Source organism: Nocardia sp. NPDC056611 (assembly GCF_042792755.1).
GTDB lineage: Bacteria > Actinomycetota > Actinomycetes > Mycobacteriales > Mycobacteriaceae > Nocardia.
In genome coordinates, this window is the sequence record NZ_JBHTVV010000002.1 from 831044 (window position 1) to 857907 (window position 26864).

The 26864-nt window shown below is 70.4% G+C and carries 20 protein-coding genes; 5 read left to right on the plus strand and 15 right to left on the minus strand.

Annotation, left to right across the window (positions count from 1 at the left end; genetic code table 11):
* Positions 1-51: 51 nt before the first annotated feature.
* Entirely contained in the window at positions 52-444 is a 393-nt protein-coding gene (locus ACFRAQ_RS12505; protein ID WP_379098056.1) for a PaaI family thioesterase, read from the plus strand.
* Positions 445-479: 35 nt separating this feature from the next.
* Here the strand turns inward: ACFRAQ_RS12505 and ACFRAQ_RS12510 are convergent, their stop codons facing one another.
* Positions 480-2138 carry a serine/threonine-protein kinase gene (locus ACFRAQ_RS12510; RefSeq protein ID WP_379098059.1) on the minus strand — a complete coding sequence of 553 codons (1659 nt, stop codon included), beginning with the start codon at positions 2136-2138 and terminating at the stop codon, positions 480-482.
* 235 nt (positions 2139-2373) lie between these two features.
* Here ACFRAQ_RS12510 and ACFRAQ_RS12515 point away from each other — a divergent pair, with 235 nt between their 5' ends.
* On the plus strand, positions 2374-3771 hold the full coding sequence (locus tag ACFRAQ_RS12515) for an amidase (protein WP_379098063.1): 1398 nt from the start codon (positions 2374-2376) through the stop codon (positions 3769-3771).
* Positions 3772-3803: 32 nt separating this feature from the next.
* Here the strand turns inward: ACFRAQ_RS12515 and ACFRAQ_RS12520 are convergent, their stop codons facing one another.
* The 11 genes from ACFRAQ_RS12520 to tkt form a co-directional block, all read right to left on the minus strand.
* Positions 3804-4967 carry a lactate 2-monooxygenase gene (locus ACFRAQ_RS12520; RefSeq protein ID WP_379098066.1) on the minus strand — a complete coding sequence of 388 codons (1164 nt, stop codon included), beginning with the start codon at positions 4965-4967 and terminating at the stop codon, positions 3804-3806.
* Between the two features lie 160 nt (positions 4968-5127).
* Entirely contained in the window at positions 5128-6552 is a 1425-nt protein-coding gene (locus ACFRAQ_RS12525) for an FAD-binding oxidoreductase (protein WP_379098069.1), read from the minus strand.
* Positions 6553-6605: 53 nt separating this feature from the next.
* Positions 6606-9527, minus strand: coding sequence for a BTAD domain-containing putative transcriptional regulator (locus ACFRAQ_RS12530; protein ID WP_379098072.1), 2922 nt, complete (start codon positions 9525-9527; stop codon positions 6606-6608).
* 71 nt (positions 9528-9598) lie between these two features.
* Positions 9599-10255, minus strand: a complete 657-nt coding sequence (locus tag ACFRAQ_RS12535) for a hypothetical protein (RefSeq protein WP_379098075.1) — start codon at positions 10253-10255, stop codon at positions 9599-9601.
* A gap of 52 nt (positions 10256-10307) precedes the next feature.
* On the minus strand, positions 10308-13169 hold the full coding sequence (locus ACFRAQ_RS12540; protein ID WP_379098078.1) for a BTAD domain-containing putative transcriptional regulator: 2862 nt from the start codon (positions 13167-13169) through the stop codon (positions 10308-10310).
* A 119-nt stretch (positions 13170-13288) separates the two neighbouring features.
* Positions 13289-14098, minus strand: coding sequence for a hypothetical protein (locus tag ACFRAQ_RS12545; RefSeq protein WP_379098081.1), 810 nt, complete (start codon positions 14096-14098; stop codon positions 13289-13291).
* Positions 14099-14295: 197 nt separating this feature from the next.
* Positions 14296-15033, minus strand: coding sequence for a 6-phosphogluconolactonase (gene pgl / locus ACFRAQ_RS12550; protein WP_379098084.1), 738 nt, complete (start codon positions 15031-15033; stop codon positions 14296-14298).
* On the minus strand, positions 15026-15934 hold the full coding sequence (opcA, locus tag ACFRAQ_RS12555; RefSeq protein WP_379098087.1) for a glucose-6-phosphate dehydrogenase assembly protein OpcA: 909 nt from the start codon (positions 15932-15934) through the stop codon (positions 15026-15028). Before opcA ends, pgl begins: the two co-directional genes overlap by 8 nt.
* 25 nt (positions 15935-15959) lie before the next feature.
* Entirely contained in the window at positions 15960-17495 is a 1536-nt protein-coding gene (gene zwf, locus ACFRAQ_RS12560; protein ID WP_357084000.1) for a glucose-6-phosphate dehydrogenase, read from the minus strand.
* 29 nt (positions 17496-17524) lie between these two features.
* Positions 17525-18655 (minus strand): transaldolase, encoded by a 1131-nt coding sequence (tal, locus tag ACFRAQ_RS12565; RefSeq protein WP_379098090.1) that lies wholly within the window; start codon positions 18653-18655, stop codon positions 17525-17527.
* 5 nt (positions 18656-18660) lie between these two features.
* Positions 18661-20802, minus strand: a complete 2142-nt coding sequence (tkt, locus tag ACFRAQ_RS12570; RefSeq protein WP_379098093.1) for a transketolase — start codon at positions 20800-20802, stop codon at positions 18661-18663.
* A gap of 370 nt (positions 20803-21172) precedes the next feature.
* Between tkt and ACFRAQ_RS12575 the strand changes: the two genes are divergently transcribed.
* The 3 genes from ACFRAQ_RS12575 (at position 21173) to ACFRAQ_RS12585 (ending at position 23908) form a co-directional block, all read left to right on the plus strand.
* On the plus strand, positions 21173-22189 hold the full coding sequence (locus tag ACFRAQ_RS12575; protein ID WP_379100238.1) for a heme o synthase: 1017 nt from the start codon (positions 21173-21175) through the stop codon (positions 22187-22189).
* 104 nt (positions 22190-22293) lie between these two features.
* Entirely contained in the window at positions 22294-23166 is an 873-nt protein-coding gene (locus tag ACFRAQ_RS12580) for an alpha/beta fold hydrolase (protein WP_379098096.1), read from the plus strand.
* A gap of 91 nt (positions 23167-23257) precedes the next feature.
* A complete protein-coding gene (locus ACFRAQ_RS12585) occupies positions 23258-23908 on the plus strand; it encodes a dihydrofolate reductase family protein (protein ID WP_379098099.1) in 651 nt (216 codons plus the stop codon).
* Between the two features lie 71 nt (positions 23909-23979).
* Here the strand turns inward: ACFRAQ_RS12585 and ACFRAQ_RS12590 are convergent, their stop codons facing one another.
* The 3 genes from ACFRAQ_RS12590 to ACFRAQ_RS12600 are packed head-to-tail and all read right to left on the minus strand — an operon-like array spanning position 23980 to position 26847.
* Positions 23980-24438 carry a hypothetical protein gene (locus ACFRAQ_RS12590; RefSeq protein ID WP_379098102.1) on the minus strand — a complete coding sequence of 153 codons (459 nt, stop codon included), beginning with the start codon at positions 24436-24438 and terminating at the stop codon, positions 23980-23982.
* Positions 24439-24465: 27 nt separating this feature from the next.
* A complete protein-coding gene (locus ACFRAQ_RS12595) occupies positions 24466-25224 on the minus strand; it encodes a hypothetical protein (RefSeq protein WP_379098105.1) in 759 nt (252 codons plus the stop codon).
* Positions 25225-25266: 42 nt separating this feature from the next.
* Entirely contained in the window at positions 25267-26847 is a 1581-nt protein-coding gene (locus ACFRAQ_RS12600; RefSeq protein WP_379098108.1) for a long-chain fatty acid--CoA ligase, read from the minus strand.
* Positions 26848-26864 lie beyond the last annotated feature (17 nt).

Consider the following 26864-nt stretch of genomic DNA (forward strand, 5'->3'; position numbering starts at 1 on the left):
CGCGGGCCGGTCGATCCCCTCGGTTAAGCTGTCCGCCTTGTGGAATCCTCGGTGAATCTCGATGGGGGCTTCGGTGCGCTCATCGGTTTGGACATGGTCGAGTTCGACCGCGACGGTGCGCGCAGCGTCTGCCGGCTCACGGTCGCGCCCCAACACCTCAATCCCCATCGCGTGCTGCACGGCGGGGCCATGTATTCGATGGCCGACCAGGGCATGGGCGCGGCGGTGTACTGCGTTCTGGGCGAAGGGGAATCCTGCGCCACCATCGAGGTGAAGATCGTCTACCTCGCCGCGGTGCGCGGCGGCGTGGTCGAGTGCGAGTCCCGGGTGATCAACCGGGGCAAGCGCGTCATCGCCCTGGAGTCGGAGATCCGGAACGAGGGTCGCCTCGTCGCCAAGGCGCTGGGCACCTTCGCGGTCTTCCCGGCCCGAACCGACGCATAGCGGTCAGCGGGCACACTACGGGCTCGTAGTCGAATTCAGTTGACGGCCCGGCAGTTCTGGCCGCTCGTGACCGGAACCGCCGTGGTGGCCGGAACGCCCAGCGTCGGCGCGGGGACCGTGGTCGTGGTCGGCGGCGCGAGCGGCGCACCCGACCCGGGCGACGCCGCGCGATCACAGGGCGGCAGCAGCTGGGTTTCCACCAGCGTCCGCATGGCCTGCATCGCCGCGCCCCTGTCGCCCGGCGGCAGACCCTTCTCGACGTCGGCGCGCGCCGATTCTCGAAGGTCGGAGCGCCTCAGTGCGACGCATCCGGTCGGAAACGTGTCCCCAACCGACATCTGTCTCAGTCCGCCGTTCCGATCCACACACGCCACCCCGTCCACTTCCCGGATGGTGAAACCGGCAACCGTGCCGGGCGATCCCCGCAACACGACCACCTTCTCGCCGTCCACGCCGACGTAGTACTGCGAACGGATCGCGTGGTAGCCGAAGCCGAGCCCGGCGAGACCCGCCGAGACCACCGCGACCGTGGCCCCCGCGACAATCATCCGTCGTCCAGTGCGGCGGGACGACGAAGAACGCTCGGGCGGAGCCGTTTTCGGGGCCGGACGCTCCGGCCCGATACCGGTGGACGTGCGCGGCGGTTCCGGCGCGGCTGGTGCCGGGACGACGGCCGGGGACATCGGTGGCGGCGCGGCCCCTGCTGGGTACCCGGCCCACGCGACGTCCCTGGTGTCGGGTGATCGCGCATTGGAAACCTGTTGGGCGGCAGAGGTATCGGGTTGCGGCGGATGGCTCGCGAGGGTGGTCGCGTCAGGAGTGGCGAACGATTGCGCCGGTGCCGGTCGTGGTGCGGCGCGCAGAGCCGCGGTGGCGGCCTCGGCCAGCTCACGTGCGCTGGCGAAGCGGTGGGCCGGATCTTTGGCCATGGCTCGGGCGATGACCTCGTCGAAGCCGCGCGGAAGGTCGGGGCGCAGGTCGCTCGGCCGCGGTGGGGGCGCGCTGAGCTGGGCGTGGATGATCGCGGCGGGAGTGGTGCGGGGGTAGGGGACCGAGCCGGTGAGCATCTCGAACAGGGTCGCGCCCAAGGCGTAGATGTCGGCGCGCGGGCTGAGGGGTTCGCCGGTGAAGGCTTCGGGCGGTGCGTAGGCGAGGGTGGCGACGACGCCGCCGGTGCTGGTCAGGCCCCGCGACTCGTCGAGGCTGCGGGCTATGCCGAAGTCGGAGACCAGGACTCGGTCGCCTTCGCCGGGGTCTCCGGGGGCGAGCAGGATGTTGGCCGGTTTGATGTCGCGGTGCAACAGCCCTTGGCGGTGGGCGTGGTCGATGCCCAGTGCGGCCTGGCCGACGATGTAGACGGCCTGCTCGTGCGGGACGCCGCCGCGACGTCGGATCAGGGCCGAGACATCCTGGCCGGGAACATATTCCATGCAGATCCACGGCCGGTCGCCGTCGATGCCACGGTCGTAGACGGTGACGAGATTGCGGTGGTTGACCCGGGCCGCCAGCGCGCCCTCCCGATCGAATCGCAGACGGAAGGACGCGTCGCGGGCCGCGGTATCGGTGAGGACCTTGATCGCGACGTGCCGGGGCAGGCGCGGATGGCGTGCGCGATAGACCTCACCCATGCCGCCGCTGCCGAGCAGCGCTTCGATCGTGAATCCGGCGAAGACCGCCCCCGGCACCAGAACCATGCGCACAGTCTGGCCGCTTCCCGAGGTCACCGCAGGGTTTCGTGTCTCGGGCACGGCGGGCGTGGCCCGCGTGCGCGAGCATCGGCCCCGATGATGCGACCGGTGGGGTGCAGAACCGGACATTCCGGTGCAGAACCGGTCATGAACCGGCGTCCGGCCATCATCTTCTGTTCGTACGACCAGTCCGGGGGTACGGTCGGGCTGAGTCGGGAGAGTCGATGAGGAGGCCCGGATCATGGCAACGCGAGTTCATGCGTTCACCGATGACGCGTTGGGTGAGCACGACGGCGTGGGGATCGCCGCGCTGATCCGGCGGGGGGAGCTCAGTGCCGCGGAAGTGGCCAAGGCGGCACGGGAGCGGGCGGCTCGGGTGAATCCGGAGTTGAACGCGCTGGTGGTGGATCTGGATACGCCAATGGTGTCGGGCGAGCGGGACGCGCTGCTCTACGGTGTGCCGACGTACGTCAAGGACAACACCGACGTGTCCGGAATGCCGACCCAGCACGGCAGTGCGGCGTGGCGGGCGCGGCCCGCGAAAGCGCACGGACCCTTCACGAAACAGTTCCTCAGCACCGGGATGACCGTGCTCGGGAAGACCACGTTGCCGGAGTTCGGGCTGAACGCCACGACCGAATTCGCCGATGCCGCACCGACACACAATCCGTGGGCCACGGGATACTCCTCGGGCGCGTCCTCGGGCGGCGCGGCCGCCATGGTCGCCGCGGGCGTGGTGCCGATCGCGCACGGCAATGACGGCGGCGGCTCGATCCGCATCCCGGCCGCCTGCTGCGGGCTGGTCGGATTGAAGCCGACGCGGGGCCGCCACATCGACGGCCCGCAGGCTCGGTCCATGCCGATCAACCTCGTCTCCGAGGGCGTGCTCACGCGTACCGTCCGCGACACGGCCACGTATTTCGCTGCCGCCGAGCGCTTCTGGCGGAATCCGTCGCTGCCGCCGGTCGGCCTGGTCGAAGGTCCCGCGCAACGCCGCCTGCGGATCGGGGTGCTCACCGAACCCATCACCGGCGCCCCGCTCGACCCGCAGGTCCGGGCCGTCCACGACGACACCATCGCCCTGCTGGAGAGTTTGGGCCACGAGGTGCGTCCCCTCCCGTACCCGGTGGATCGCGGCTTCGCCGACGACTTCGCCACCTATTGGGCGATGCTGGCGTTCCTGTTGGGCCGCACCGGCAAACTCACCCTCGACCGCTCCTTCGACGCCGCCCGCCTGGACCCGTTCACCCGTGGCCTGGCCGCGCGGTTCGGCGGATCCGCACTGCGCTCGCCTGCGGTGCTCTACCGGCTCTCCCGCATCCGTCAGGCCTACGCCGCGTCCTTCCGCGATGTCGAACTCGTGGTGTCCCCGGTGCTGGCGAGCGTGACCCCGCACCTGGGCTATCTGAGCCCCGACCAGCCCTTCGACGAGGTCTTCGAGCGCCTGCTGAACTACGTCACCTACACCCCGCTGGCGAATGTGACCGGTGCGCCGGCCCTGTCGCTGCCCCTGGGCGCGTCCGCCGACGGCCTCCCCATCGGCATGATGTTCTCCGCCGCGCACGGCGACGAACGCACCCTCCTCGAACTGGCCTACACCCTGGAGGCGGAGCGGCCCTTCCGTCGCATCCAGGAGTGACACAGCAATTCGGCGCAGTGCCGATCGTCGCGCTAGACGGTGACGGGCCGTAGCGCGTCCGGTGTCAGATCCTTCAGCGTCGGATACCCGTCCACCGCCATGATCAGATCCGCCTCCGCCAGCAGGGTGCGCAGCACGTGCACGATCCCGTCCGCCCCGCCCAATGCCAGCCCGTAGGCGTAGGGCCGTCCGATGCCGACCGCCGACGCGCCCAGCGCGAGCGCCTTGATGATGTCCGCGCCGGACCGCACCCCGGAGTCGAAGAGCACGGGCAGTCCGTCCGCGGCCGCCACCACGCCCGGCAGCATGTCCAGGGCCGGGAGCCCGCCATTGGCTTGGCGGCCACCGTGATTGGAGCAGTAGATGCCGTCCACGCCCAGATCCTTGGCGCGGCGGGCGTCATCGGGATGACCGATGCCCTTCACGATCAGCGGCAGCTTGGTCAGCGACCGCAGCCACGGCAGGTCGGCCCAGGTGAGCGGATTACCGAAGACCTGGATCCAGCGCAGGATCGCCGTCTGCGGATCCTCCTCGGGCGACTTGGCCAGGCTCGCCCGGAAGACCGGGTCGGTGAAGTAGTTGGCCAGGCAGTGCCCGCGCAGCTGCGGGAAGTTGCCGGTGGACAGGTCACGCGGCCGCCACCCGGTCACCCAGGTGTCGAGGGTGACGACGATGCCCTGGAATCCGGCCTTCTCGGCGCGCTCGACGAGGCTCGCGGCCAGGTCACGATCGGTGGGGGTGTAGAGCTGGAAGAAGCCGGGGGTGTCACCGAATTCGGCGGCGACATCCTCCATCGGGTCCACCGTCAGCGTGGACGCCACCATCGGCACCCCGGTGCGCGCCGCCGCCCGCGCGGTCGCCAGGTCCCCGTGCCCGTCCTGCGCGCACAGCCCGATCACCCCGACCGGCGCCATGAACACCGGTGCGGCCCAGGTGCTCCCGAACAACTCGACGGACAGGTCGCGCTCCTTCGCGCCGACGAACATGCGCGGCATCAGCCCCCAGCGATCGAACGCCGCCACATTGGCATTCTGGGTCCGCTCGTCGCCCGCGCCGCCCGCCACGTACGAGTACACCGACGGCGGCATCGCCGCCCGCGCCCGCTCGGCCAGATCCGCGTAGCTCACCGGCAGTGTCGGTACCACCCCGCGCAACCCGTTGAAGTAGATCTCGTTCTGAAAATCACCGAATGCCACGCGCAACCTCCTTGTTCACGCACCCGCCGCCGGAGCGCCCCGTCATTCTGCCAGCAGACCCTACCGGTGGGTAAGAAGTTGGGTGGCGGGACCTGCCGCACCCCGCGTGGTCTCTCGACCAGCGGCAGGTCCCGCCGGCGCTCGGCGCGGAAACCGGAGCTCAGCGCACCGGCGGATTCCAGCGCGCGGCCGGGGCGAACACCCCGGCCGGGTCGTAGCGGCGGCGTACGTCGACGAGGCGTGCGCGCTGCGGCTCGGTCCAGGCCGCCAGGGTCTCCGACGAGCCGCCGAGCGGATTCAGGCCGAAGTTCGGCGTGGCGGCGTCCAGACTCCACCGGTCCATCGCGGCTGCCACCTGGTCGAGCGCGGCCGGAACCACTTCGGCGACCGGCGGGGCGAGCACGCCGACCGCGAAGACCTGGAACGCCGCGTGGCGACCCGCGATCGTAGTGTGCGACTGCGACTCTCGCGCGATCGCTCCGCCGAACACCCGGATCTCGGCCATGCCGATCGGGGCCCCCACGACCGCCCCGAGCAGGGCGTCGAGCGCCGCGTCCGGCAATTCCCGCAGCAAGGTCCCCCGATCCAGCGCGGGCATCGGGTGGGTCGGATCATTGTGGATGGAAGCCAAAGCCGTGTAAGGCATTTCGGCGACGGTGTCCATCAAAGGCGCGGCCACCGGTCGCAGCGGGGCCAGCAGGGCGGCCCCCTCGGCGGCGTCGCCGACATGGGCGTAGCGCAGGGTGAGCACGGTGGCTCCGCGCAGCGGTTCCGGAATCTCCGGCAGCGGCGGCAGATTCAGGATCGCGACCGAACTGGTGACCGTCTCCGGCGCCGCGGCCACCCAATTCCGCCACGCCCGCAGCACGACCGCCGCATCCTCGATGCGGTACGTGAGGCTACCGGCGTACAGCGTGTGAATCGGGAAGAGCCGGAACGTCATCTGGGTGACGATGCCGAAGGCCGCGCCCCCGCCCAGCAGGGCCCGGAACAGTTCGGGTTCGGTGTCGGGGGTGACGCGGCGCAGGGTCGCGTCGGCGGTCACCACCTCCATGGCGGTGACATGGTCGGCGGCGAAACCGTAGGTGCGCGCGATCGGGCCCAGACCGCCGCCGAGGGTGTACCCGACGACACCGACGCTGGTCGAGGACCCGGCGAGCCCGGCCAGCCCGAACGGGGCGGCGGCGTCGAGGACCTGCTGCCAGCGCACACCCGCGCCCACGGTCGCCGTCCGCTGATCACGGTCGATCGAGACCGCGTCCAGCAGGGTGGTGTCGATGAGGATGCTGTCGGCGGGTGTCGGCAGCACCCCGTGCCCGGTGGCCCGCACCGCGATGGTGTACCCCGTCTCGACAGCGACGCGGACGGTGGCCGCCACGTCGGCGGCGCTGCTGGCCACCACGACGGCCGCGGCCGCGTGCTCGATCGCCGCATTGAATCCGGCCGCCGAGCGCTGATACCCCTCCTCGCCGGGGGTGTGGGCGGCACCGGCGACGGCGGCGCGCAGGCGTTCGACGACGGTGGCGGCCGGAATCGGATGTCGGTCGAGGCCGGTCGGCGCGGCCGGATCGAAGACGCTGGACATGGGGCTCCTGAAAGTCGATGGTGCTGATCGATATCCAGGAGACCGCACGACGCTTATCGCGAACTTAGCTGCCGCCCAGCATCACCGGCGGTCTCGGAGGCGAGGGTGCTGACCAGCGCGTTCACGTCGGCGCGAGTCAATATCGCGCCCGCCGCCACACCCGCCTCGAACTCGGCCTCCGACAGCGCCGACCGGACCTCGGTGGCCTCGCGGACCGCATCGACCGGATCCATCACCTCCGGCAGGAATCCGATCCGGCCACCCAGGGCGCGGACCGCCCCGAGCATCCGGGCGCCGTCCGCGGGACGGCCGCTGCGCGCCGCGAGCGCCGCGGCCAGCTGCACCATCACCAGCCACGACGTCACGTCCCCGTCCAGTTCCAGCGCGGTCTGCATGGTGCGCAACGCGGTCCGCGCGTCGGCGATGTCACCGGCGTCCAATGCGCAGCGGGCCAGCGTCCACGACGCGGAAGCCCCCGACCAACGGTGCCCGCAGCGCTCGGCAACCGCCACGGCCTCCCGCAGCGCTGCCCGAGCCTCCTCGGGACGATCGGTGAACCGCAGGATCATGCCCTCGATCATCAAGGCCTCCGCCAACTGCCATGGTCTGCCGTCCGCGCGGGTGGCGGTGACAGCGGCCGCGGCGGTGACGGCCGCCTCGGGTGTGGGCTCGGCGATCGCGCGCATGTAGGTGGTCCACGACCGCATCCAGGCGGCAGTGTCGAGATCGCCCGCGGCGGCCGCCACCCGCTCGGCCCGTGTGGTGGCCGCCGCGCCCCGGAGCGGATCACCGGAAAGATAGTGCAGCCCGCCCAATCCGCCGAGCGCCAAGGACAGGGTCCCGGGTTCGACCCCGTGCCCGGGTGCTGCGGTCGCGTCGAGGGCGCTGCTGATGGCCGCGATGCCCTCCGCGATGAACCCGCGCCGGTACCAGAACCAGTGCAGGGCCGCGGCCAGCCGCAGCACGTACCCGGGGTCGCCGGCCGCGACAGCGGATGCGATGGCGGCACGATGCTCGGCGACATCGGCGCCGAGCGCGTCCATCAGCTCCGCCGAGCGGGCGTCCCGCAGATGGACCGCGGCGGCCTCCGCCCGGTCCAGCACGCAGCGGCGGTGCGCCGCGCGCACCCGCTCCAGCTCGTCGGCTTCGCAACGGGCGAGCGCGAATTCGCGGATGCTCTGCAACATCCGGTAGCGGCGCGGCGACGACGCGGGCTGCACCCGCAGCAGCGACCGGCGCACCAGACCGGTCAGCGGTTGCAGCACGGTCATCGAGTTCGCGACACCGTGTACGGCTGCGGCGGCGTCGATGTCGAAGCTCCCCGCGAAGACCGCGACGTCGCGCAGCAGCCGCGCTTCGGTGGGGTCGAGCAGCCGGTAGCTCCAGTCGATGGCGTCCGAGAGGCGGCGCTGTCGAACGGGTGCGGTGCGAGCGCCTCCGGCGAGCAGCGTGAACCGGTCGGCCAGACCGTCGGCGATCTGCTGCTCGGACAGCACCCGCAGTTGCGCGGCGGCCAATTCCACCGCGAGGGGGATGCCGTCCAGGTCGGCGCAGATCCGCCGGACCGGTTCGCGCACCGACTCGTTCAATGACCAGCCGGCCACCACGCCCGCGGCCCGCGCGGCGAACAGCTCGACGGCATCGGACTCATCGAGCGGCGGTACCTCGACGACGTGCTCGCCGTCGACCGCGAGCGGCTCGCGGCTGGTGGCGAGGACCCGCAGGCCGGGGCATCGGATCAGCAGGGTGTGCACCATGTGGGCGACCCCGTCGAGGACGTGTTCGCAATTGTCCAGCAGCAGTGTGCCTTCCCGGTTCGCGACGATGTCGGCGAGGCGGTCGGGTGTGCTCGCGCCGAGGACCTGCAGTGACTCGGCGATCGTGGCGGCGACCAGGTCATCGGATTCGACCGGGGCCAGATCGACCCACCACGGCTCGTCCTCGGAGCCCGTGACCCGGGGCAGCCTCCGGCAGGTCTCGACCGCCAGCCGAGTCTTGCCGACGCCGCCCGTGCCGACCAGGGTCACCAGGCGGGCCGCGCCGACCGCGCGGCCGATATCGTCGAGTTCGGCCGTGCGGCCGACCAATTGGGTCCGCGGCACCGGCATGGGACAGGCCGGCGCGGTCTCGGGCACGGTGACGACAACCCGGGCGGGGGCCTCCGATCCGCGCAGCAGCTCCTCGTCATGGCGCAGGATGGCGGTCTCGAGCTCACGTAGCCGGAGCCCGGGTTCGATACCCAGCTCGGTGTCGAGCCGGTCGCGGATATCCCGCAGTGCCGCCAGCGCGTCGGATTGGCGTCCGGCCCGGTAGCGGGCCAGCGCCGTCAACTCCCAGACACGTTCGTCGAGCGGATGCGCGACCGCCAAGGCCTCCGCGTCGAGCAGCGCGGCTTCGGCGTGGCCCGTCTCGAGCCGCAACTCCACCAGCGCTTTTCGCGCCCGGAGCTCGAGCGCGGTGAGACGTGCGATCTCCGGCCGCACGAAGTCGGCGTCGGCGATATCCGCGTACGGTGCGCCGCGCCACTCGTCGAGCGCAGCCTCGTACGCCCGCAGTGCTGTAGCGGAATCACCTGTGGCGCAGGCTGCTTCGGCCGTCGCGAGGTGCCCGGTGAAGCGATGCGCGTCGATTCGGTCGGCGGCCAGATCCAACTGATAGCTGGTGGCGGACCGGACGATCACGCCCGCCGCGCCGCGCCGGCGGTCGGGTTCGAGTCGATCGCGCAGCTTCGAGATCCCGAAATGCAGTGATCCCACCGACGGTTCCACGGCGTCGTGCCACACCTGCTCGAGCAGCCGATCCGCCGACACCTCCCGCGGGAACGCCGCGATCAATGCCGCCAGCAAACTCCGCTGCCGCAGCCCGCCCAGATCGACCGGCCGTCCCTCGACCGTGGCCGCCAGCCCGCCCAGGACGTGTAAACGCACCCGCGGCCGCGCACCGATCTCCTCGCCGTCACCCGGTAGATCACCCACGAATCACCTCACTAGCTCTCACTCGGCAATCTATCGCTGTGAGAACCGTGAAACGTATCAGCGTGCCGCGCCTAGCCGTCGGCTTCCGGTGCCGGATAGCCGATCAGTCCCCGGGCATGGCCGAGCGCGTGGCGTCCGGCGATCATGCCGGGGGACAGGGATTGCCGGGCGATCGCGCCGCCGAGGGCCCGGATCTCGGCGAAGGTGATCGGCTGCCCGGCCGCGGCCGCCAGCAGCGCGTCGATGGCCGGGACGGGCATCGGATGGTCCGGGTCATGGTGGATGCAGGTGGTGTCCAGCACTGGTGTGGCCACCTGCCGCAGCGGCGCGAGCAACTCGGCGCCCCGGGCCGGATCTCCCGAGTGGGCGTAGCGCAGGTGCAGGACCGTGGCCCCGTGCAGTGATGCGGGGAGGACGGGGACGGCGGGCAGGTTCAGCACCGCGACGGAACTGGTGACGCAGTCCGGCGCGGTCGCCAGCCAGCTCCGCCAGGCCCGCAGCACGGTTCCCGAGTCCTCGACGCGATAGGTGAGACCACCCGCGTACAGGGCGCCGGATCTGGTCGAGACCAGGACGGCGGGAGCGGCATCCGCGGCCGGGTGCCGGTAGGCGTCGGCTCCCGGCGTCGGCACCGCGCCTGCGACCGCCGCCCGCACTCGCTCGGCGACCCGATAGGCCGGAAGCGGACGCGCACCGGTGGGCGCGGGCGGATCGCAGACGCTGGACATGAAGCTCCTGTCACTCGACGGGGTCGTTGACGTCCAGCAGAGTGCCTGCCTCTTAGCGCGAACTTAGCGCCCTGCCCGGCAGCCTCGCGGGCTCGCCGAGAATAGAGCTGACCAGCACATTCACCTCGTCGCGGGACATCGTCGCACCCGCCGTCAAGCTCGCCTCGAATGTCGCTGGGGGCAGCGCGTTCTCGACGGCGGCGGCCTCTCGAGCCGCGTCGATCGGGTCCATCACCTCCGGCTGGAATCCGATCCGGACGCCCAGGGCACGGACCGCACCGAGCAGGCGGGCCCCGTCGGTGGGCCGGTCGGTGCGCGTCGCCAGGGCCGCGGCCAGGTGAACCATCACCAGCCACGAGGTGACGTCGCCGTCGAGCTCGACCGCGGTGTGCATGGTGCGCAGGGCGGTTCGGGCTTCGGCGTGGTCGTCGGACTCGAGGGCGCAGCGGGTCAGGGTCCAGGAGGCCGAGGCGACGGTGAGGCGGTGGCCGCAGCGTTCGGCGACCGCGATCGCCTCGGTCAGGGCGGCGCGCGCCGCGGCGGGCCGATTCGCGTAGCGCAGGATTCGGCCCTGCACCATGAGCGCGTCGGCCAGCTGCCAGGGGCGGCCGTCGCGGCGGGCCGAGGCGACGGCCACGGCGGCGTCCGCGGCCGTGTCGCGGGTGGGGTCGGCGACCGCGCGCAGATAGGTGGTCCAGGTGCGCATCCAGGTGGCCGTGTCGCGATCGCCTTCGGCGTTCGCGAGGGAGGCGGCGCGCTCCGCCATCGCCACGCCGCGCACCGGATCGCCGGAAAGATAATGCAGCCCACCCAGTCCGCCCAGGGCGAGGGACAGGGTCGCGGCGTCCACGCCGTGGTCGGGTGCTTCGCTCGAGGCGAGCGCCGTCGTGATGGCCGGGATGGCCTCCTCGATGAATCCGCGCCGGTACCAGAACCAGTACAGCGCCGCCGCCAGCCGCAGCACGTACGCGGGGTCGCCGGCGGCGAAGGCGGAGGCGATGGCGGCGCGGTGTTCGGCGACATCGCGGTTGAGCGTGTCCATCGACTGCGCCGATCTGGCGTCGCGCAGATGCGCGGCCGCGGCCTGCGCCCGCTCGAGCACGCACCGCCGGTGTGCCGCCCGGGCCCGCTCCAGCTCCTCGGCTTCGCAACGGGTGAGCGCGAATTCGCGAATCGTCTGCAGCAGCCGGTACCGGCGCGGTGACGAGGCGGGCTGGACCCGCAGCAGGGATCGCCGAACCAGACCGGTCAGCGGGGCCAGGACGGCCATCGACGAGCTCGCCCCGTGGACGGCGGCGGCCGCGTCGATGTCGAAACTTCCGGCGAAGACCGAGATATCGCGCAACAGCCGCGCTTCGGCGGGATCGAGCAGCCGGTAACTCCAGTCGATGGTGTCGGCCAGGCGGCGCTGCCGCACGGGCGCGGTGCGCGAACCTCCCTCGAGCAGGGTGAACCGGTCGGCCAGACCGTCGGCGATCTGCTGCTCGGACAGCACCCGCAGCTGGGCCGCGGCCAACTCCACGGCGAGCGGGATGCCGTCGAGGTCGGCGCAGATACGCCGAACCGGTTCGCGCACACGGTCTTCGAGGCTCCACCCCTCGACCATGCCCGCGGCCCGCGCGGCGAACAACAGCACGGCCTCGGACTCGTCCAGCGTCGGAACGTCGATGACGCGCTCGCCGTCGAGGGCGAGCGGTTCACGGCTGGTGGCGATGATGCGGACCCGCGGGCAGCGGGTCAGCAGGACATTCACCACCTCGGCGACCCCATCGAGGACGTGTTCGCAATTGTCCAGCAGCACCGTGCATTCCTGCGTCGCGACAATGTCGGCGAGCCGCGCGGGCGTGCTCGCGCCCCGCACCTGCATGGCCGCGGCCACGGTGGCGGCGACCAGTTCATCGGATTCGACGGGAGCCAGATCGACCCACCACAGCTGATCCCCGGTGGCCGGGTTCCTGGGCAGGCGGCGGCAGGTCTCCACCGCCAGCCGGGTCTTGCCGACCCCGCCGGTACCGACCAGGGTCACCAGTCGGCTCTCGCGCACCGCGCGATTGATCTCGTCGAGTTCGTCCGCACGCCCGATCAATTGGGTTCGAGGAACCGGCATCGGGCAGGTCGCCGCGATCAACGGGGTGACGGCATGGACCGCGGCCGCCGACCCGGGCAGCAGATCCTCGTCATGGCGCAGGATCGCGGTCTCGAGTTCGCGCAACCCGACTCCCGGCTCGATGCCGAGTTCGGTGTCGAGCAGCCGCCGCACATCCCGCAATGCCGCCAGCGCCTCGGACTGCCGCCCGGCCCGGTAGCGCGCCAGCGCCGCGAGCTCCCACACCCGTTCGTCGAGCGGATGCGCGGCCACCAGCGCCTCGGCGTCGGCGAGTGCGGCCTCGATCCGGCCGGTGCCGAGTCGCAACTCCACCAAGGCTTTCCGGGCCCGCAGTTCCAGCCCGGTCAGCCGCGCGATCTCCGGCCGCACGAAATCGGCGTCGGCGATATCGGCGTAGGGCGCGCCCTTCCACTCGCTCAGCGCCGTTTCGTAGGCGCTCAGCCCGGCCGCGGAATCCCCGGCCGCGCAGGCCGATTCGGCGGCGGCGAGCCGTCCGGCGAAGCGGTGCGCGTCGATCCGGTCCGCGTCCAGGGCAAGCTGGTACCGCGTCCCGGATCGCACGATCACCCTTTCGGCGCCGCGCCGCCGATCGGGTTCGAGCCGGTCGCGCAGCTTCGAGATCCCGAAATGCAGTGAGCTGACCGAAGGTTCGGCCGCATCGTGCCACACCTGTTCGAGCAGCCGGTCCGCGGACACTTCCCGCGGATAGGCCGCGATCAGGGCCGCGAGCAGACTCCGCTGCCGCAACCCGCCCAGGTCGACCGGCCGCCCCGACACCGTCGCGGCCAGCCCACCCAGGACATTCACCAACACCTCCGGCCGAACGCCGACCCCCTCGGCGTCACTCGGCGGACCACCCACGAATCACCTCGCTACTACTCTCCCGCAATCTATCCCGCCGCCCGCGCGACGGCGTGGACGGGCGTTCAGTAGTGGGCGTTGAGGTATTCCGCCGCGTGGGTCGTCCACAGCACGTTCGTGCCGGGCATGTTGTGGCCGGAGTACCGGACGTGCTCGCCGTCGGGCCACGGCGTCAGGTAGCCGAGCAGGCCGCGCATCGCGGTGGTGTAGCGGTCCAGATTGGCGACCGGATTCTGGAGCAGGAAGTTCAGCAGCTCGTGGAACAGCATCGGGGTGAGATTGCCGATGCGCGCGCCCTCGACGAGGGAGAAGGGGGAGATGGCGGTGTCGATGGCGCGCAGCGGGGAGTCGCCGGGGGAAGAGGTGATGATGTCGTCGGGGTTGGCGTACTCGCGCACGTCCAGGCCCACCGGCCAGGAGCCGCGCTGCCCGTGCAGGCCATAGGTGTGCGGCGGGCACAGGTCGCCGACCGACTGGCCCTTGCGGCGCATGGGGTTGGCGATGTTCACCGTGAACGCGATCTTGAGCGGCGCCCCGTCGACATTGGTGTAGACACCCGCGCGCACACCCTGCAGGATCGTGCTGGCCACGATCCCGCCGAGCGAATAGCTCAGCAGGCCGCACACATTCGGCGAATCCTGGATGGCCTTGACCCCCGCCGCGACCCCGAGCCGCACCGAGGTGTTCAGCGAGGAGCCCCAGGTGCTGGGCACCGGGCCGATCTCGGCGGGCCAGTCCGGTTCGAACGTGCTGAACTTGCTCGGGTCCAGCAGCTTGGCGACATCGTGCAGCATGCCCGCCGGTGCCCCGTCCGAGTTGCGCTGCTCGCCGGTGCCGCGCAGGGTGATGATGTCGATCATGGCCTTCCCCTCCATGCACCGAACCTTTCGGCGCGGATTCGACGATAGAAGCGTCCTACCAGCTAATCGCGAGTAGTCGGCTACCCGTTTACAGCGGTCGAGCCGATCAGGGCATGCGAGGACGCCGCGCGTCGGACGGGGAGGCCAGGATGTCGGCGGAAACGACGAACGGCGGGCCCGGATCGATCGATCCGGGCCCGCCGTCGGTGGAACTAGCGCGGCAGGTCCGCCGCGGCGCTCTCGTCCAGCAGCCAGGTGGTGGACTCGGTGCCGATAGCACCCGCCGCCGGGATATCGAGCGGCGACGCCCCGTTGAGGGCGGCGGCCACCGCGGCCGCCTTCGCCTCACCGGACACGATCAGCATGACGTGGCGTGACTTGCGGATCGCGGGCAGCGTCAGCGTGATTCGTACGGCCGGCGGCTTGGGCGAATTGGTCTCCGCGACAACCAGCTCGTGTTCCTCGCGGGTGGCGTCGGTATGCGGGAACAGCGAGTTGATGTGCCCTTCTCCGCCCATGCCGAGCAGGTGCAGGTCGAACGCGCCGTGCTCGGCCAGGTGCGCGTGCACGGTGGCCGAGTACTCGCCCGCGGCCTCCAGCGGGTCCGGATAGTCGCCGCTCGAGGTCTCGGTCGGGTGCACCCGGGACGGGTCGACCGGGACGTGGTCGAGCAGCGCGTGGCGGGCCTGGAGTTCGTTGCGCTCCGGGTCGCCCGTGGGCACGAAACGCTCGTCGCCCCAGAAGATGTCGAGCTTGCCCCAGTCGATGTCGCCGGGGGCCTTGCGCACCAGTTCCAGCAGCGCGATGCCGGTGCCGCCGCCGGTCAGGACCACCGAGGCGGAGCCGCGCAGCCGCTGCGCCTCGACCACCTGCGCGACGAAGCGGGCGGCCGCCGCCATCACCAGATCGTCGACGGTGGTGAATGTTTCCGTGACGGCGGGCTTACTCATAGGTCACCCTTTCGATTCCGGTGAGGGCCTCGGCATAGATGTCGTCGGCGTCGAGGTGACGCAGTTCCTCGGCCAGGCAGTCCTTGGTCTCGCGGCGCGCCAGCGCGAAACGCTGGTCGGGCTCGCCGGTGCGGGACAGGGTCGCGGTGCGGCCGTGCTGGGGGCGGGAGATGGCGATCGACACCGAGGGCCGGTGCATCTCCACCTTCAGCTCGCCGGTGCGCCGCACCACCGGGCAGTCCAGCCGCGCGGCCAGCCAGCCCGCCAGCATGTCCAGCGCCGGTTCTTCCTTCAGGCCCGAAATCGTCACCGACTCAACGGTTTCGAACGGGGCCTCGTCGAGCGCCGCCGCCAGCAGCGCCCGCCAGTAGGTGACCCGGCTCCACGCCAGATCGGTGTCGCCGGTCGCGTAGGAGTGCCGGCGACCCTTGATGGTGGCCTGCGGGTCGGCCGCGAAAGTCGCGTCGGTGATCCGGCGGGTCGCCAGGCGGCCCACCGAATCCTTGGACGGGAACTCCGGCGCGCCCCGCGGCCACCACGCCACCACGGGGGTGTCGGGCAGCAGGAACGGGATCACCACGCTGGCCTCGTGCGGCACCAGATCGCCCTGCAGCCGCAGCACGATCACCTCGGCCGCGCCCGCGTCGCCGCCCACGCGGATCTGCGCGTCCAGCCGCGTCTGGGCCATGCGGTCGCCGCGGGCCAGCACGATCACCCGGCACGGGTGTTCACGGCTGGCGTCGTTGGCCGCGTCGATGGCGTCCTCGGCCTCGGAGCTGTCGAGGGTGCACACGACTAGAGTGAGCACCCGGCCCATGGTGACCACGCCATTGGATTCCCGCAGTTGCACAAGGCGTTTCGACACCTCGCGGGTGTCGGTGTCGGGCATGTCGATGATCATCGGGCGGGCTCCTGGGTGGGTGTGGTCACGGCCGCCGCCATTCCCGCCCGCTGCGCGCGAGCATCTCGTCGGCGGATTCCGGACCCCAGCCGCCCGCCTCGTACGGGTCGGGTTTGCCGGTCGCGGCCCAGTGTTCGAGCGCGGGATCGAGGATGCGCCAGGACAATTCGACCTCCTCGTTGACCGGGAACAGCGACGGCACCCCGAGCAGCACGTCCAGGATGAGCCGCTCGTAGGCCTCGGGGGAGTCCTCGGTGAACGCCTCGCCGTAGCTGAAGTCCATGTTCACGTCGCGCACCTCCATGGACGACCCGGGCACCTTGGACCCGAATCGCATGGTGATGCCCTCGTCCGGCTGCACCCGGATGACCAGCGCGTTCTGTCCGAGTTCCTCGGTCATGGTCTGGTCGAAGGGCAGGTGCGGGGCGCGCTTGAACACCACCGCGATCTCGGTGACGCGCCGGCCCAGACGCTTGCCGGTGCGCAGGTAGAACGGCACGCCCGCCCAGCGGCGGGTCGCCACGGACAGGGTGATGGCGGCGTAGGTCTCGGTGCGGGAGTTGGGGTCGAAGCCCTCCTCCTGCAGCAGGCCCACCACCGGCTCACTGCCCTGCCAGCCCGCCGTGTACTGGCCGCGCGCGGTCGTCTCATCCAGCGGCGCAACGAGTTTCGTCGCCGAGAGCACCTTGATCTTCTCGATCTGCAACTGCTTGGGCTGGAAGCTCACCGGCTCTTCCATGGCCGTCAGCGCCAGCAGTTGCAGCAGGTGATTCTGGATGACGTCACGGGCCGCGCCGATGCCGTCGTAGTACCCCGCGCGACCACCCAGGCCGATGTCCTCGGCCATGGTGATCTGCACGTGGTCCACATAGTTGGCGTTCCAGATCGGATCCCACAGCTGATTGGCGAAGCGCAACGCCAGAATGTTCTGGACCGTCTCCTTGCCCAGATAGTGGTCGATGCGGAACACCGACCGCTCCGGGAACACCGTGTTGACCAGCGCGTTGAGTTCCTGCGCGCTGTTCAGGTCGTGCCCGAACGGCTTCTCGATCACCACTCGCCGCCACGGTTCCGGTTGCCCCGCGGGGGAATCGGTCGGCTTGGCCAGCCCGTTCTTCGACAGCTGTTCCAGCACGATGGGGAAGTCGCTGGGTGGGATCGACAGGTAGAAGGCGGTATTGCCGCCCGTCCCGCGATCCCGGTCCAGATCCTTGAGGGTGGTGGCCAGCTTGTGGAAGGCCGCGTCGTCCTCGAACGTGCCGCGGACGAAACGCAGACCCTCCTTGAGCTGCTGCCACACCTCCTCGCGGAAGGGGGTGCGCGCCGAGGACGACACGGACTCGTGAACCAGGTTCGCGAAGTCCTCGTCGGTCCAGTCCCGGCGCGCGAATCCGATCAGCGAGAAGCCCGGGGGCAGCAGCCCCCGGTTCGCCAGATCGTAGATGGCCGGCAGCACTTTGCGCCGCGACAGGTCACCGGTAACGCCGAATATCACCACGTTGCACGGTCCGGCGATGCGGGGCACCCGGCTGTCGCGATCATCGCGCAGCGGGTTGGGCATCGCGACCGTCGTCGCCGCGCGAGCCACGGTCAGTTGCCTCCCGCGACCTGCAGCTTTTCGGTGGTGGCGTCGAGCAGTTCCTGCCAGGAGGCGACGAACTTGTCGACGCCCTCGGTCTCGAGCACACCGAACACGTCGTCCAGGTCGATGCCCACCGCGACCAGCTGGTCGAAGACCGCCTGTGCCTGCTCCGCCTTGCCGACGGCCGCGTTCGGCACGATCACGCCGTGGTCGGCGACGGCCTCGAGGGTCTTCTCCGGCAGCGTGTTCACCGTGTCGGGGGCGACCAGCTCGGTCACGTACATGGTGTCGGAGTACTCGGGGTTCTTCACACCGGTCGAGGCCCACAGCGCGCGCTGCTTGTTGCCGCCCTGCGACGACAGCTTGTTGAACACGTCGGTGTGCTTGCCGCCGTCGAAAATGTCCTGGTAGGCGGCATAGGCCAAGTGCGCGTTGGCGATTCCGGCCTTGCCGCGCAGCGCCAGGGCCTCCGGGGTGCCGATGGCCTCGAGCCGCTTGTCGATCTCGGTGTCCACACGGGAGACGAAGAACGAGGCGACGGACTGGACCTTGGCGATGTCGTGCCCGGAGGTGGTGGCGTTGCGCAGACCGTCGAGGTAGGCGCCCATCACCGCGATGTAGCGCCGCACCGAGAAGATCAGCGTCACGTTCACGCTGATGCCCTCGGAGATGACCCGGGTGATGGCCGGCAGGCCGGCCTCGGTCGCCGGGATCTTGATGAACAGGTTGGGCCGGTCCACGATCTTCCACAGCTCGATGGCCTGGGCCACCGTGCCGTCGGTGTCGAAGGCCAGGCGCGGGTCGACCTCGATGGAGACGCGGCCGTCGACGCCCTTGGACGCGGCGAAGACGTCGGCGAACACGTCGCAGGCCGCGCGCACGTCATCGGTGGTGATGGTGCGGATGGCCGAGTCGACGTCCGCGCCGCGCGCGGCGAGCTCGGTGACCTGCTCGTCGTAGGCGTGGCCCTTCGACAGCGCGCCCTGGAAGATGGTCGGGTTGGTGGTGACACCGACGACATTGCGGGAGTCGATCAGGCCCTTCAGATTTCCGGACTTGATGCGATCGCGTGACAGGTCGTCCAGCCACACCGAAACCCCGGCGGCCGACAGGGCCGCGGTGTTCGTGTTCTGGGTCATGACAACTATCCCTTCACCTTGGCGAGCGAGCGGGTGGCAGCGGCGACCACGGCATCGGCGGTGATGCCGAACTCGCGGAACAGCGTCTTGAAGTCGGCCGAGGCACCGAAGTGCTCGATGGAGACGTTCTCACCGGCGTCGCCGGTGAAACGGTGCCACGGCATCGCGATGCCGGCCTCCACCGTGACGCGGGCCCGCACCGACGGCGGCAGCACCTCGTCGCGGTAGGACTGCTCCTGCGCGTCGAACCACTCCACACACGGCATGGACACCACGCGGGTGCCGATGCCCTGTGCCTCGAGCGTAGCGCGCGCGTCGACCGCGAGCTGCAGTTCCGAACCGGTGGCGATCAGGATTACCTGCGGTGTGCCGGTGGAGGATTCGGCCAGGATGTAGCCGCCCTTGCGGACGCCCTCGTAGCTGGTGCCCTCCTGGATCGGCAGGTCCTGACGGGTCAGCGCCAGCGCGGACGGGCCGTCCTGGTGCGGCGGCTCGGAGACCAGGAAGTGCGAATGCCGTTCGGCGCTATCGCGTTCCAGGATGGTGCGCCAGGCGTAGGTGGTCTCGTTGGCGTCGCCCGGGCGGACCACGTTCAGGCCGGGGATGGCGCGCAGCGCGGCCAGGTGCTCGATCGGCTGGTGGGTGGGGCCGTCCTCGCCCAGGCCGATGGAGTCGTGGGTCCACACGTAGGTGACCGGGGTGCGCATGAGCGCGCCCAGGCGCACCGCGGGACGCATGTAGTCGGAGAACACCAGGAAGGTGCCGCCGTACGGACGGGTCGGTCCGTGCAGGGCGATGCCGTTCAGGATCGAGCCCATGGCGTGCTCACGCACACCGAAGTGCAGGGTCCGGCCGTACGGGTTGGCCTTCCACGCGCCCGTGGAGATCGACTCCGGGCCGAAGGACGCCGCACCCGGCATGGTGGTGTTGTTGGACTCGGCGAGGTCGGCCGAACCGCCCCACAGCTCCGGCAGCACCGGGGCCAGCGCCGCGAGCACCGCGCCGGACGCCTTACGGGTCGCCATGGCCTTGCCCGGCTCGTGCACCGGCAGGGTCTCGGTCCAGCCCTCGGGCAGGCGACGCTCCTGCAGGCGGTCGAACAGCGCCTTGTTCTCCGGGTTCGCGGCGGCCCACGCCTCGAACTGCTCCTGCCAGGCCGCGCGGGCGGCCTTGCCGCGGTCGGCGACATTGCCGCGCGAGTGCGCGATCACGGCGGCGTCCACGTCGAAGCTCTTCTCCGGGTCGAAGCCCAGGATCTTCTTGGTGGCCGCGACCTCGTCGACGCCCAGCGCGGCGCCGTGCGAGGAACCGGTGTTCATCTTGTTCGGGGCCGGGAAGCCGATGATGGTGCGCAGCAGGATGATCGACGGCTTGTCGGTCACGGCCTGCGCGGCGGCGATGGCTTCCTCGATGGCGGTGACGTTCTCGCCGCCCTCGACGGTCTGCACGTGCCAGCCGTAGGCCGCGTAGCGCGCCGCGACGTCCTCGGTGAACGCGATGCGGGTGTCGTCCTCGATGGAGATCCTGTTGTCGTCGTAGAAGACGACCAGATTGCCCAGCTGCTGGGTGCCCGCCAGCGAGGACGCCTCGGAGGTGACGCCCTCCTCCATGTCACCGTCGGAGGCGACGACATAGATGAAGTGATCGAACGCACTCTCGCCCTGCGCCGCTTCGGGATCGAACAGGCCGCGCTCACGCCGCGACGCCATCGCCATGCCCACCGCCGAGGCCAGGCCCTGGCCCAGCGGGCCGGTGGTGATCTCGACGTGGTCGGTGTGGCGGTACTCCGGGTGGCCCGGGGTCAGCGAACCCCACTTGCGCAGGTGCTCGAGGTCGGTCAGCTCGAGACCCATGCCGGCCAGGTACAGCTGGATGTAGAGGGTGAGGCTGGAGTGGCCGCACGACAGAACGAAACGGTCGCGACCCACCCACGCCGGATCCGCCGGATCCAGGCGCATCACGCGCTGGAACAGGGTGTAGGCCAGCGGAGCGAGGCTCATCGCGGTGCCCGGGTGGCCGTTGCCGGTGTTCTGGACCGCGTCGGCGGCGAGGACCCGGGCCGTGTCGACGGCTCTGGTGTCCAGATCGGTCCAGTCGGTGGGGTGGTTCGGCTGAGTGAGCGCGCGGATGTCGTCTGTGACTGACACGACCGAGGTTCTCCTGACCATTCGTCAACGATGCGGTTGTGGGCGGCGGCGGGAATCGCTGCGTTCGATCCGGGTGCGACGCGGCCGCACCGATCTACAACCACCCTAAAGGGCGGCGTTTCGTGGTCATAAGGGAACCCGCATTCACTTGCCGCCGCGTCGTCGGTTCGTGGCGTTTCGCGGACCTGTTCGTGACTGCCCGGCGTACGCGTCGCGAACCGGTCTCGGTGCGCGTCGGGGTGGACCTGGTCGGGAGCATGGTCGCCGTGGGTCTACCATGCTCTGTAGTAGTGGCCGCGCCGCACCGTGTCCGGATTTCGCACCGGACCGGGTCTGGATCGCGCACCACTGAATCCAGACCGATCGGATGATGCACGGCGTGCGAGGAGAAACTGTGGGGATTGGGCAACAGCCGGGTGGCGCTCACGGCTCCTCCGGGGCGGTGCTCGCCGACCGGGTGACGGGTAGCGGCCCGATCTCGGCGGCGACCAGGCGGGTGCTCGCCTACATTGCGCTGACCAAGCCCCGGGTCATCGAATTGCTGCTCGTCGCAACGATTCCCACCATGCTGCTGGCCGACCGCGGCAATGTCGACATCCGTCTGATCCTGGTCACCCTGTTCGGCGGCTGGATGGGCGCGGCGAGCGCCAACACCCTCAACTGTGTCGCCGACGCCGACATCGACAAGGTGATGAAGCGGACCTCCAAGCGTCCGCTGGCCCGCGAGGCCGTCCCCACCCGCAACGCCTTCGTGTTCGGCGTCACCCTCGGCTTGGCGTCGTTCGCCTGGCTGTGGTGGCAGGCCAACCTGCTCTCCGGCGCGCTGGTCGTGGCGACCATCCTGTTCTACGTCTTCGTCTACACCCTCGGCCTCAAGCGCCGCACCTCGCAGAACGTGGTGTGGGGCGGCGCGGCGGGCTGCATGCCCGCCCTGGTCGGCTGGTCCGCGGTCACCGGCACTATCGGCTGGCCCGCCATCGTGCTGTTCCTGGTCATCTTCTTCTGGACGCCGCCGCACACCTGGGCGCTGGCCATGCGGTACAAGGAGGACTACAAGGCCGCGGGCGTCCCGATGCTCCCGGTCGTGGCCACCGAGCAGACCGTCACCCGGCAGATCGTCCTCTACACCTGGGCGACCGTGCTGGCCACCTTCGCCCTGGTCCCCGCGGCGGGCGTGATCTACGCCGCGACCGCGCTGGTCGCGGGCGCCTGGTTCCTGTTGATGGCGCACCAGCTGTACTCCGGTGTCCGCAAGGGCGAATCGGTCAAGCCGCTGCGACTGTTCCTGCAGTCCAACAACTATCTGGCCGTCGTGTTCTGCGGTCTGGCCGTGGACTCGGTGCTCGGCTGGAATACCGTCGGCCACACTCTCTTCGGCTGGTCCTGATCGTTTCCGGCCCGATTCGGGCACGCGTGTCGATTCAGGCTGTCGTCGTTCGATGAGAAGGTAGGGCGGACCCGCCGCCCTCGCCCGAGAGGAACGACCGCCTGATGACCGAACACGTTCTGGCCCTGCCCGACGCCGACCTCGCCTACGATCTGCTGGGCCCCGCCCCGGCCGAGAGCGCGCCCCGGCCGCTGCTGATGATCGGCCAGCCCATGACCGCGGAGGGTTTCGCGGCGCTGGCAGCGTATTTCCCGGATCGCACCGTGATCACCTACGACCCGCGCGGGCTCGGCCGCAGCGTCCGCACCGACGGGCGCTCCGACAACTCGCCGACCGTCCAGGCCGAGGACCTCCACGCCCTGCTCACCGCCCTGCAGGTGGGCCCGGTGGATCTGTTCGCCAGCAGCGGCGGCGCGGTCACCGCCCTGGCCCTGGTCACCGCCCATCCCGGCGATGTGACCACGCTCGTCGCGCACGAGCCCCCGATCATCACCGTGCTGCCCGACGCCGAGGCCGCCGCCCGCGCCCAGGCCCAGGTCCGCGACGCCTACCAGGCGAAGGGCTCGTTCGCGGGCATGGCCGCGTTCATCGCCCTCACCTCCTGGCAGGGCGAATTCACCGACGCCTACTTCGCCCAGCCCCCGGCGGATCCGGCGATGTTCGGCATGCCCACCGAGGACGACGGCACCCGCGACGACCCGCTGCTGTCCGACGCGTCCTGGGCCATCACGGGCTACGTCCCCGACGCCGCCGCGCTGCGGGCCGCGCCCACCCGCGTCGTCATCGCGGTCGGCGAGGAATCCGCGGGCACCTTCACCGCCCGCACCGCCGAGGCCACCGCGGCCCTGCTCGGTTCGGCCCCGGCCGTCTTCCCCAGCCACCACGGTGGTTTCACCAGCGCCGACTCCGGCTACCCCGGACAACCCGAGCGTTTCGCCCACCGCTTGCGCGAACTGCTCGACGAGAACCAGGGATAGCGACCCACCGCGTGTCGATCCGGCCGTCCGCCGATCGATGAGAAGGTGAGGGCGGAACACGCCGCCCTCACACTCTCGAGAGGCTCGCGCCATGCCGAAACTTCGCGTCCACAATTTCGCGGTCTCCCTCGACGGCTACGCCGCCGGCTGCGACCAGAGCGCCGATGCCCCGCTGGGCATTGGCGGTGAACGCCTCCACGACTGGGTCTTCCGCACTCGCTACGGCCGCGACATGATGGGTGAACCCGGCGGCGATCCGGGCCCCGACAACGACATCCTCGCCGCCGGCGACCACAATATCGGCGCCACCATCATGGGCCGCAACATGTTCGGCCCCGTCCGCGGCGAATGGCCCGATCACTCCTGGACCGGCTGGTGGGGCGACACCCCGCCCTACCGCCACGACACCTTCGTCATGACCCACCACCCCCGCCCCGCCCTCCCGATGAAGGGCGGCACCACTTTCCACTTCGTCGCCGACACCCCCGAAGCCGTCCTGAAGCAGGCCTTCGAGTCCGCCGCCGGCCGAGACGTCCGCCTCGGCGGCGGCGTCAGCACGGTCCGCCGCTTCCTCGCCGCGGGTCTGATCGACGACCTGCACTTGGCGATAGTCCCGGTCCTCCTGGGCTCCGGCGAGCGCCTCTACGACAACCTCGGCACCCTCCCCGGCTACCGCCTCGCCGACATGCTCAGCACCGGAGCCGTCACCCACCTGTGGTTCACCCGAGCGGAAGCGTCCTGAGGGCGGGCGGTTTGCTGGAACCCCTTCCCGTATAGGCGTTCTCGGACCACCGGGTCACGTCGTGCGGGTGGTCAGGGCACGGGTTGGCCGTCGGGTGCGATCAGGTGCCAGGCGCCCATCAGGCCCTGGCCGCGGGTGTCGCCGGGGGCGGAGTCGGCGGCGAAATAATAGAGGGGCTTGCCCGCGTAGGCGGCCTGGGTGGTCCCGTCCGGGCGGGTGAGGGTAGTGATCAGGCCCGCGGTGACACCCGGGCCGGCGATGACCGGTCCCGGTAGTGCGGGCCATTTGGTGAGGCACTCGCCGACGCACGCCGAGGTGCCGGGGGTGTCCTTCGCGAAGACGTAGAGGGACTTACCCGCCTTGTCTGTCAACATATCTCGACCCGCCGACGACGTCACGCCGATCGAGGCCGGCGTGGCGGGCGTCGGGGGGACGGATGCGGGCGGGGAAGAGGTGTCGCCGGACGAGCAGGCGGTGGCCGTGGCGAGACAGGCGAGGACGAGGGTGAGCGTCGCATGTCGGATTGTCATCGGGGAGCTCCTGAGTTGTGGCGCGGACTATTTGGCCGGCGGCGCGGGCTGAGCGGGGTCCTTGCAGTAGGGCAGTTCGGGCGGACACGGAGCGAGGATGGTCGAGAAGTACTGGATGGCGGAGAACAGGGTGATGGGGCCGCCCGCCACCACGACGCCGCCCATCGAGCCGACGGCGCCGAGGGTGGCCATGCCGAGTACGCACCCGGCGATGGTCGCGCCGACGAACGGCACCAGCAATGCGATCACGGGGCTGCTCAGGACGGCTCCGGCGGCCGCGCCGACCAGGCAGCCCACGCCCGCGCCGACGACGGCGCCGAGCACGGCACTGACCGCCGCGCCGATGGCGGCGCGCTGAGCGAACGCGCCCAGTGCTTGCGCGTCACGGGGAGTGAAGGATTCGGCGATCTGTGCCGCCGCCCGATCGGCGGTCACGACGTCGGCGGCGGCCACCGGCGTGACGTGCTGGGGGTTGTCCTTCGACGGGGTCAGCGTCGCGGTGGCGCCGTCGATGCGGGCGGTGATCGGGTAGGCGGTGTCATCGACCCGGTAGGTCAAGGGGATGGCGGCGATCAACCGATTGTCGCGGTCGAGGACGGCGAGCTGCTGGTCGAGCTGCCGTACGGTGCCGCCGGCGACGGTCAGGACGGCGGAGTCTCCGGCCCGGGTCACCTCGTAATGCACTGCGGTGGAGGGAGTCTCGTCCGTCGGTGCCGCGTGGGCGGTGACGGCGGTGGCGACCAGCGTCGAGGCCGCGAGCGCCGCTGTCACGGCAGTGTTCCTCATCTTCATTCCTGTTTCCTCATCATCGGTACGGGATTTCCGGCCTCACCGAGAGACGGTGATCCGGTTGTGGGCTCGGGCGAGTTCGCGTTTGAGGATCTTGCCGCTGGCGGTCATCGGCAGCGTGGCGGTGAATTCGACGACGCGCGGATACTTATAGGCGGCCAGCTGTTCCCGGCACCAGTCGATCAGCTCGTCCGCGGTGACCGCGGCCCCGGGTTCGGGGATGACGCAGGCCTTGATCTCCTCGCCGTAATGCTCGTCGGGGATGCCGATGACGGCGGCGAGTGAGACGGCGGGATGGGTGTGCAGGATTTCTTCGATTTCGCGGGGATAGACGTTGAATCCGCCCCGCACGATCATGTCCTTGGCGCGGTCGACGATGTAGTAGTAGCCGTCGGCGTCGCGGCGGGCGAGGTCGCCGGTGCGGAGCCAGCCGTCCCGCATCACCTGCGCGGTGGCGTCGGGCCGGCGGTGGTAGCCCTTCATGACATTGTGGCCGCGCACCGCGATCTCGCCGATCTCACCGGCGTCGGCGACGGTGTTCCATTCCGGGTCGATGAGCCGGACTTCGATGCCCCACACGGGAATTCCGATCGATCCGGGCCGGGAATCGCGCTCCGGATCGGCGAACAACGCCAACGGTGAGGTCTCGGACAGCCCGTACCCCTCGAGGATGGGCACGCCGAATCGCTGCGCGAAGCGCGTCGTGGTCTCGACCGGCAGCGCCGCGCCGCCGGAGACGGCCTTGCGCAGGGTGGCGGCGATACGGCCGACGTCGACGGTGTCGTCCAGCGCCCGCAGCAGCCCCCAGTACATCGTCGGCACACCGGCGAAGAAGGTGACGCGTTCGTCGGCCAGTACCCGTAGTGCCGCGGCCGCGTCGAATCGCGGCATGAGTACCAGCGTGGACCCGACCGACAGCCCGGCGTTCATATGGATGGTCTGGCCGAAGGAATGGAACAGCGGCAGGGTGACCAGATGGCTGTCGCGCCGGTCGGGCCGATTGTCGAAGAGCCGGTTCGCGGTCAGGGCGTTCATCACCATATTGGCGTGGGTGAGCTCTGCGCCCTTGGGTCGGCCGGTGGTTCCGCTGGTGTAGAGGATGACCGCGGTGTCCTCGGGGCGGCGGGCGACGGTACCGAACCTCCCCGGTAGTTCCGCGACGGCCCGCGCGAAGATGTCGACACCCGGGTACGGCGATCGGGCCCGCGGATCAGCCGTGATCAGGACCATGTGCCGGCAGTCCGGCGCCTGCTGGAATCCCGCCCAGCCGTATTCGCCCATCGGCAGTTCGGCCGTGCCTTCGAAGCAGAGATACAGCGCCGCTTCGGAATCGTCGAGGTGGTAGGCGATTTCGCGGGGACGCAGCAGGATATTGAGCGGCACCACCACCGCGCCCGCTTTGACGATCCCGTAATAGCAGATCACGAACTCCGGCAGATTCGGGCACGAGAGCGCAACCTTGTCGCCCGGCTGGATTCCGCGGGCGGTCAGCAGGTGGGCGACCTGGTTGGCGCGTGCGTCGAGTTCGGCATAGGTCAGCCGCTCGAGGTCACCCACGACGGCATCGATGCCGGGATACCGGCGTGCCGAATCCTCCAGGAGTACAGCGAGATTGAGCACAGGAACCTCTCGGAGCG

What these genes read in the sequence shown, in the direction of transcription:
- ACFRAQ_RS12510 (WP_379098059.1), bottom strand. Translation starts at nt 2,138, where the DNA reads ATGGTTCTGGTGCCGGGGGCGGTCTTCGCCGGATTCACGATCGAAGCG.
- ACFRAQ_RS12515 (WP_379098063.1), top strand. Translation starts at nt 2,374, where the DNA reads ATGGCAACGCGAGTTCATGCGTTCACCGATGACGCGTTGGGTGAGCAC.
- ACFRAQ_RS12525 (WP_379098069.1), bottom strand. Translation starts at nt 6,552, where the DNA reads ATGTCCAGCGTCTTCGATCCGGCCGCGCCGACCGGCCTCGACCGACAT.
- ACFRAQ_RS12535 (WP_379098075.1), bottom strand. Translation starts at nt 10,255, where the DNA reads ATGTCCAGCGTCTGCGATCCGCCCGCGCCCACCGGTGCGCGTCCGCTT.
- ACFRAQ_RS12545 (WP_379098081.1), bottom strand. Translation starts at nt 14,098, where the DNA reads ATGGAGGGGAAGGCCATGATCGACATCATCACCCTGCGCGGCACCGGC.
- pgl (WP_379098084.1), bottom strand. Translation starts at nt 15,033, where the DNA reads ATGAGTAAGCCCGCCGTCACGGAAACATTCACCACCGTCGACGATCTG.
- opcA (WP_379098087.1), bottom strand. Translation starts at nt 15,934, where the DNA reads ATGATCATCGACATGCCCGACACCGACACCCGCGAGGTGTCGAAACGC.
- zwf (WP_357084000.1), bottom strand. Translation starts at nt 17,495, where the DNA reads ATGCCCAACCCGCTGCGCGATGATCGCGACAGCCGGGTGCCCCGCATC.
- tal (WP_379098090.1), bottom strand. Translation starts at nt 18,655, where the DNA reads ATGACCCAGAACACGAACACCGCGGCCCTGTCGGCCGCCGGGGTTTCG.
- ACFRAQ_RS12575 (WP_379100238.1), top strand. Translation starts at nt 21,173, where the DNA reads ATGCACGGCGTGCGAGGAGAAACTGTGGGGATTGGGCAACAGCCGGGT.
- ACFRAQ_RS12580 (WP_379098096.1), top strand. Translation starts at nt 22,294, where the DNA reads ATGACCGAACACGTTCTGGCCCTGCCCGACGCCGACCTCGCCTACGAT.
- ACFRAQ_RS12585 (WP_379098099.1), top strand. Translation starts at nt 23,258, where the DNA reads ATGCCGAAACTTCGCGTCCACAATTTCGCGGTCTCCCTCGACGGCTAC.
- ACFRAQ_RS12590 (WP_379098102.1), bottom strand. Translation starts at nt 24,438, where the DNA reads ATGACAATCCGACATGCGACGCTCACCCTCGTCCTCGCCTGTCTCGCC.
- ACFRAQ_RS12595 (WP_379098105.1), bottom strand. Translation starts at nt 25,224, where the DNA reads ATGAGGAACACTGCCGTGACAGCGGCGCTCGCGGCCTCGACGCTGGTC.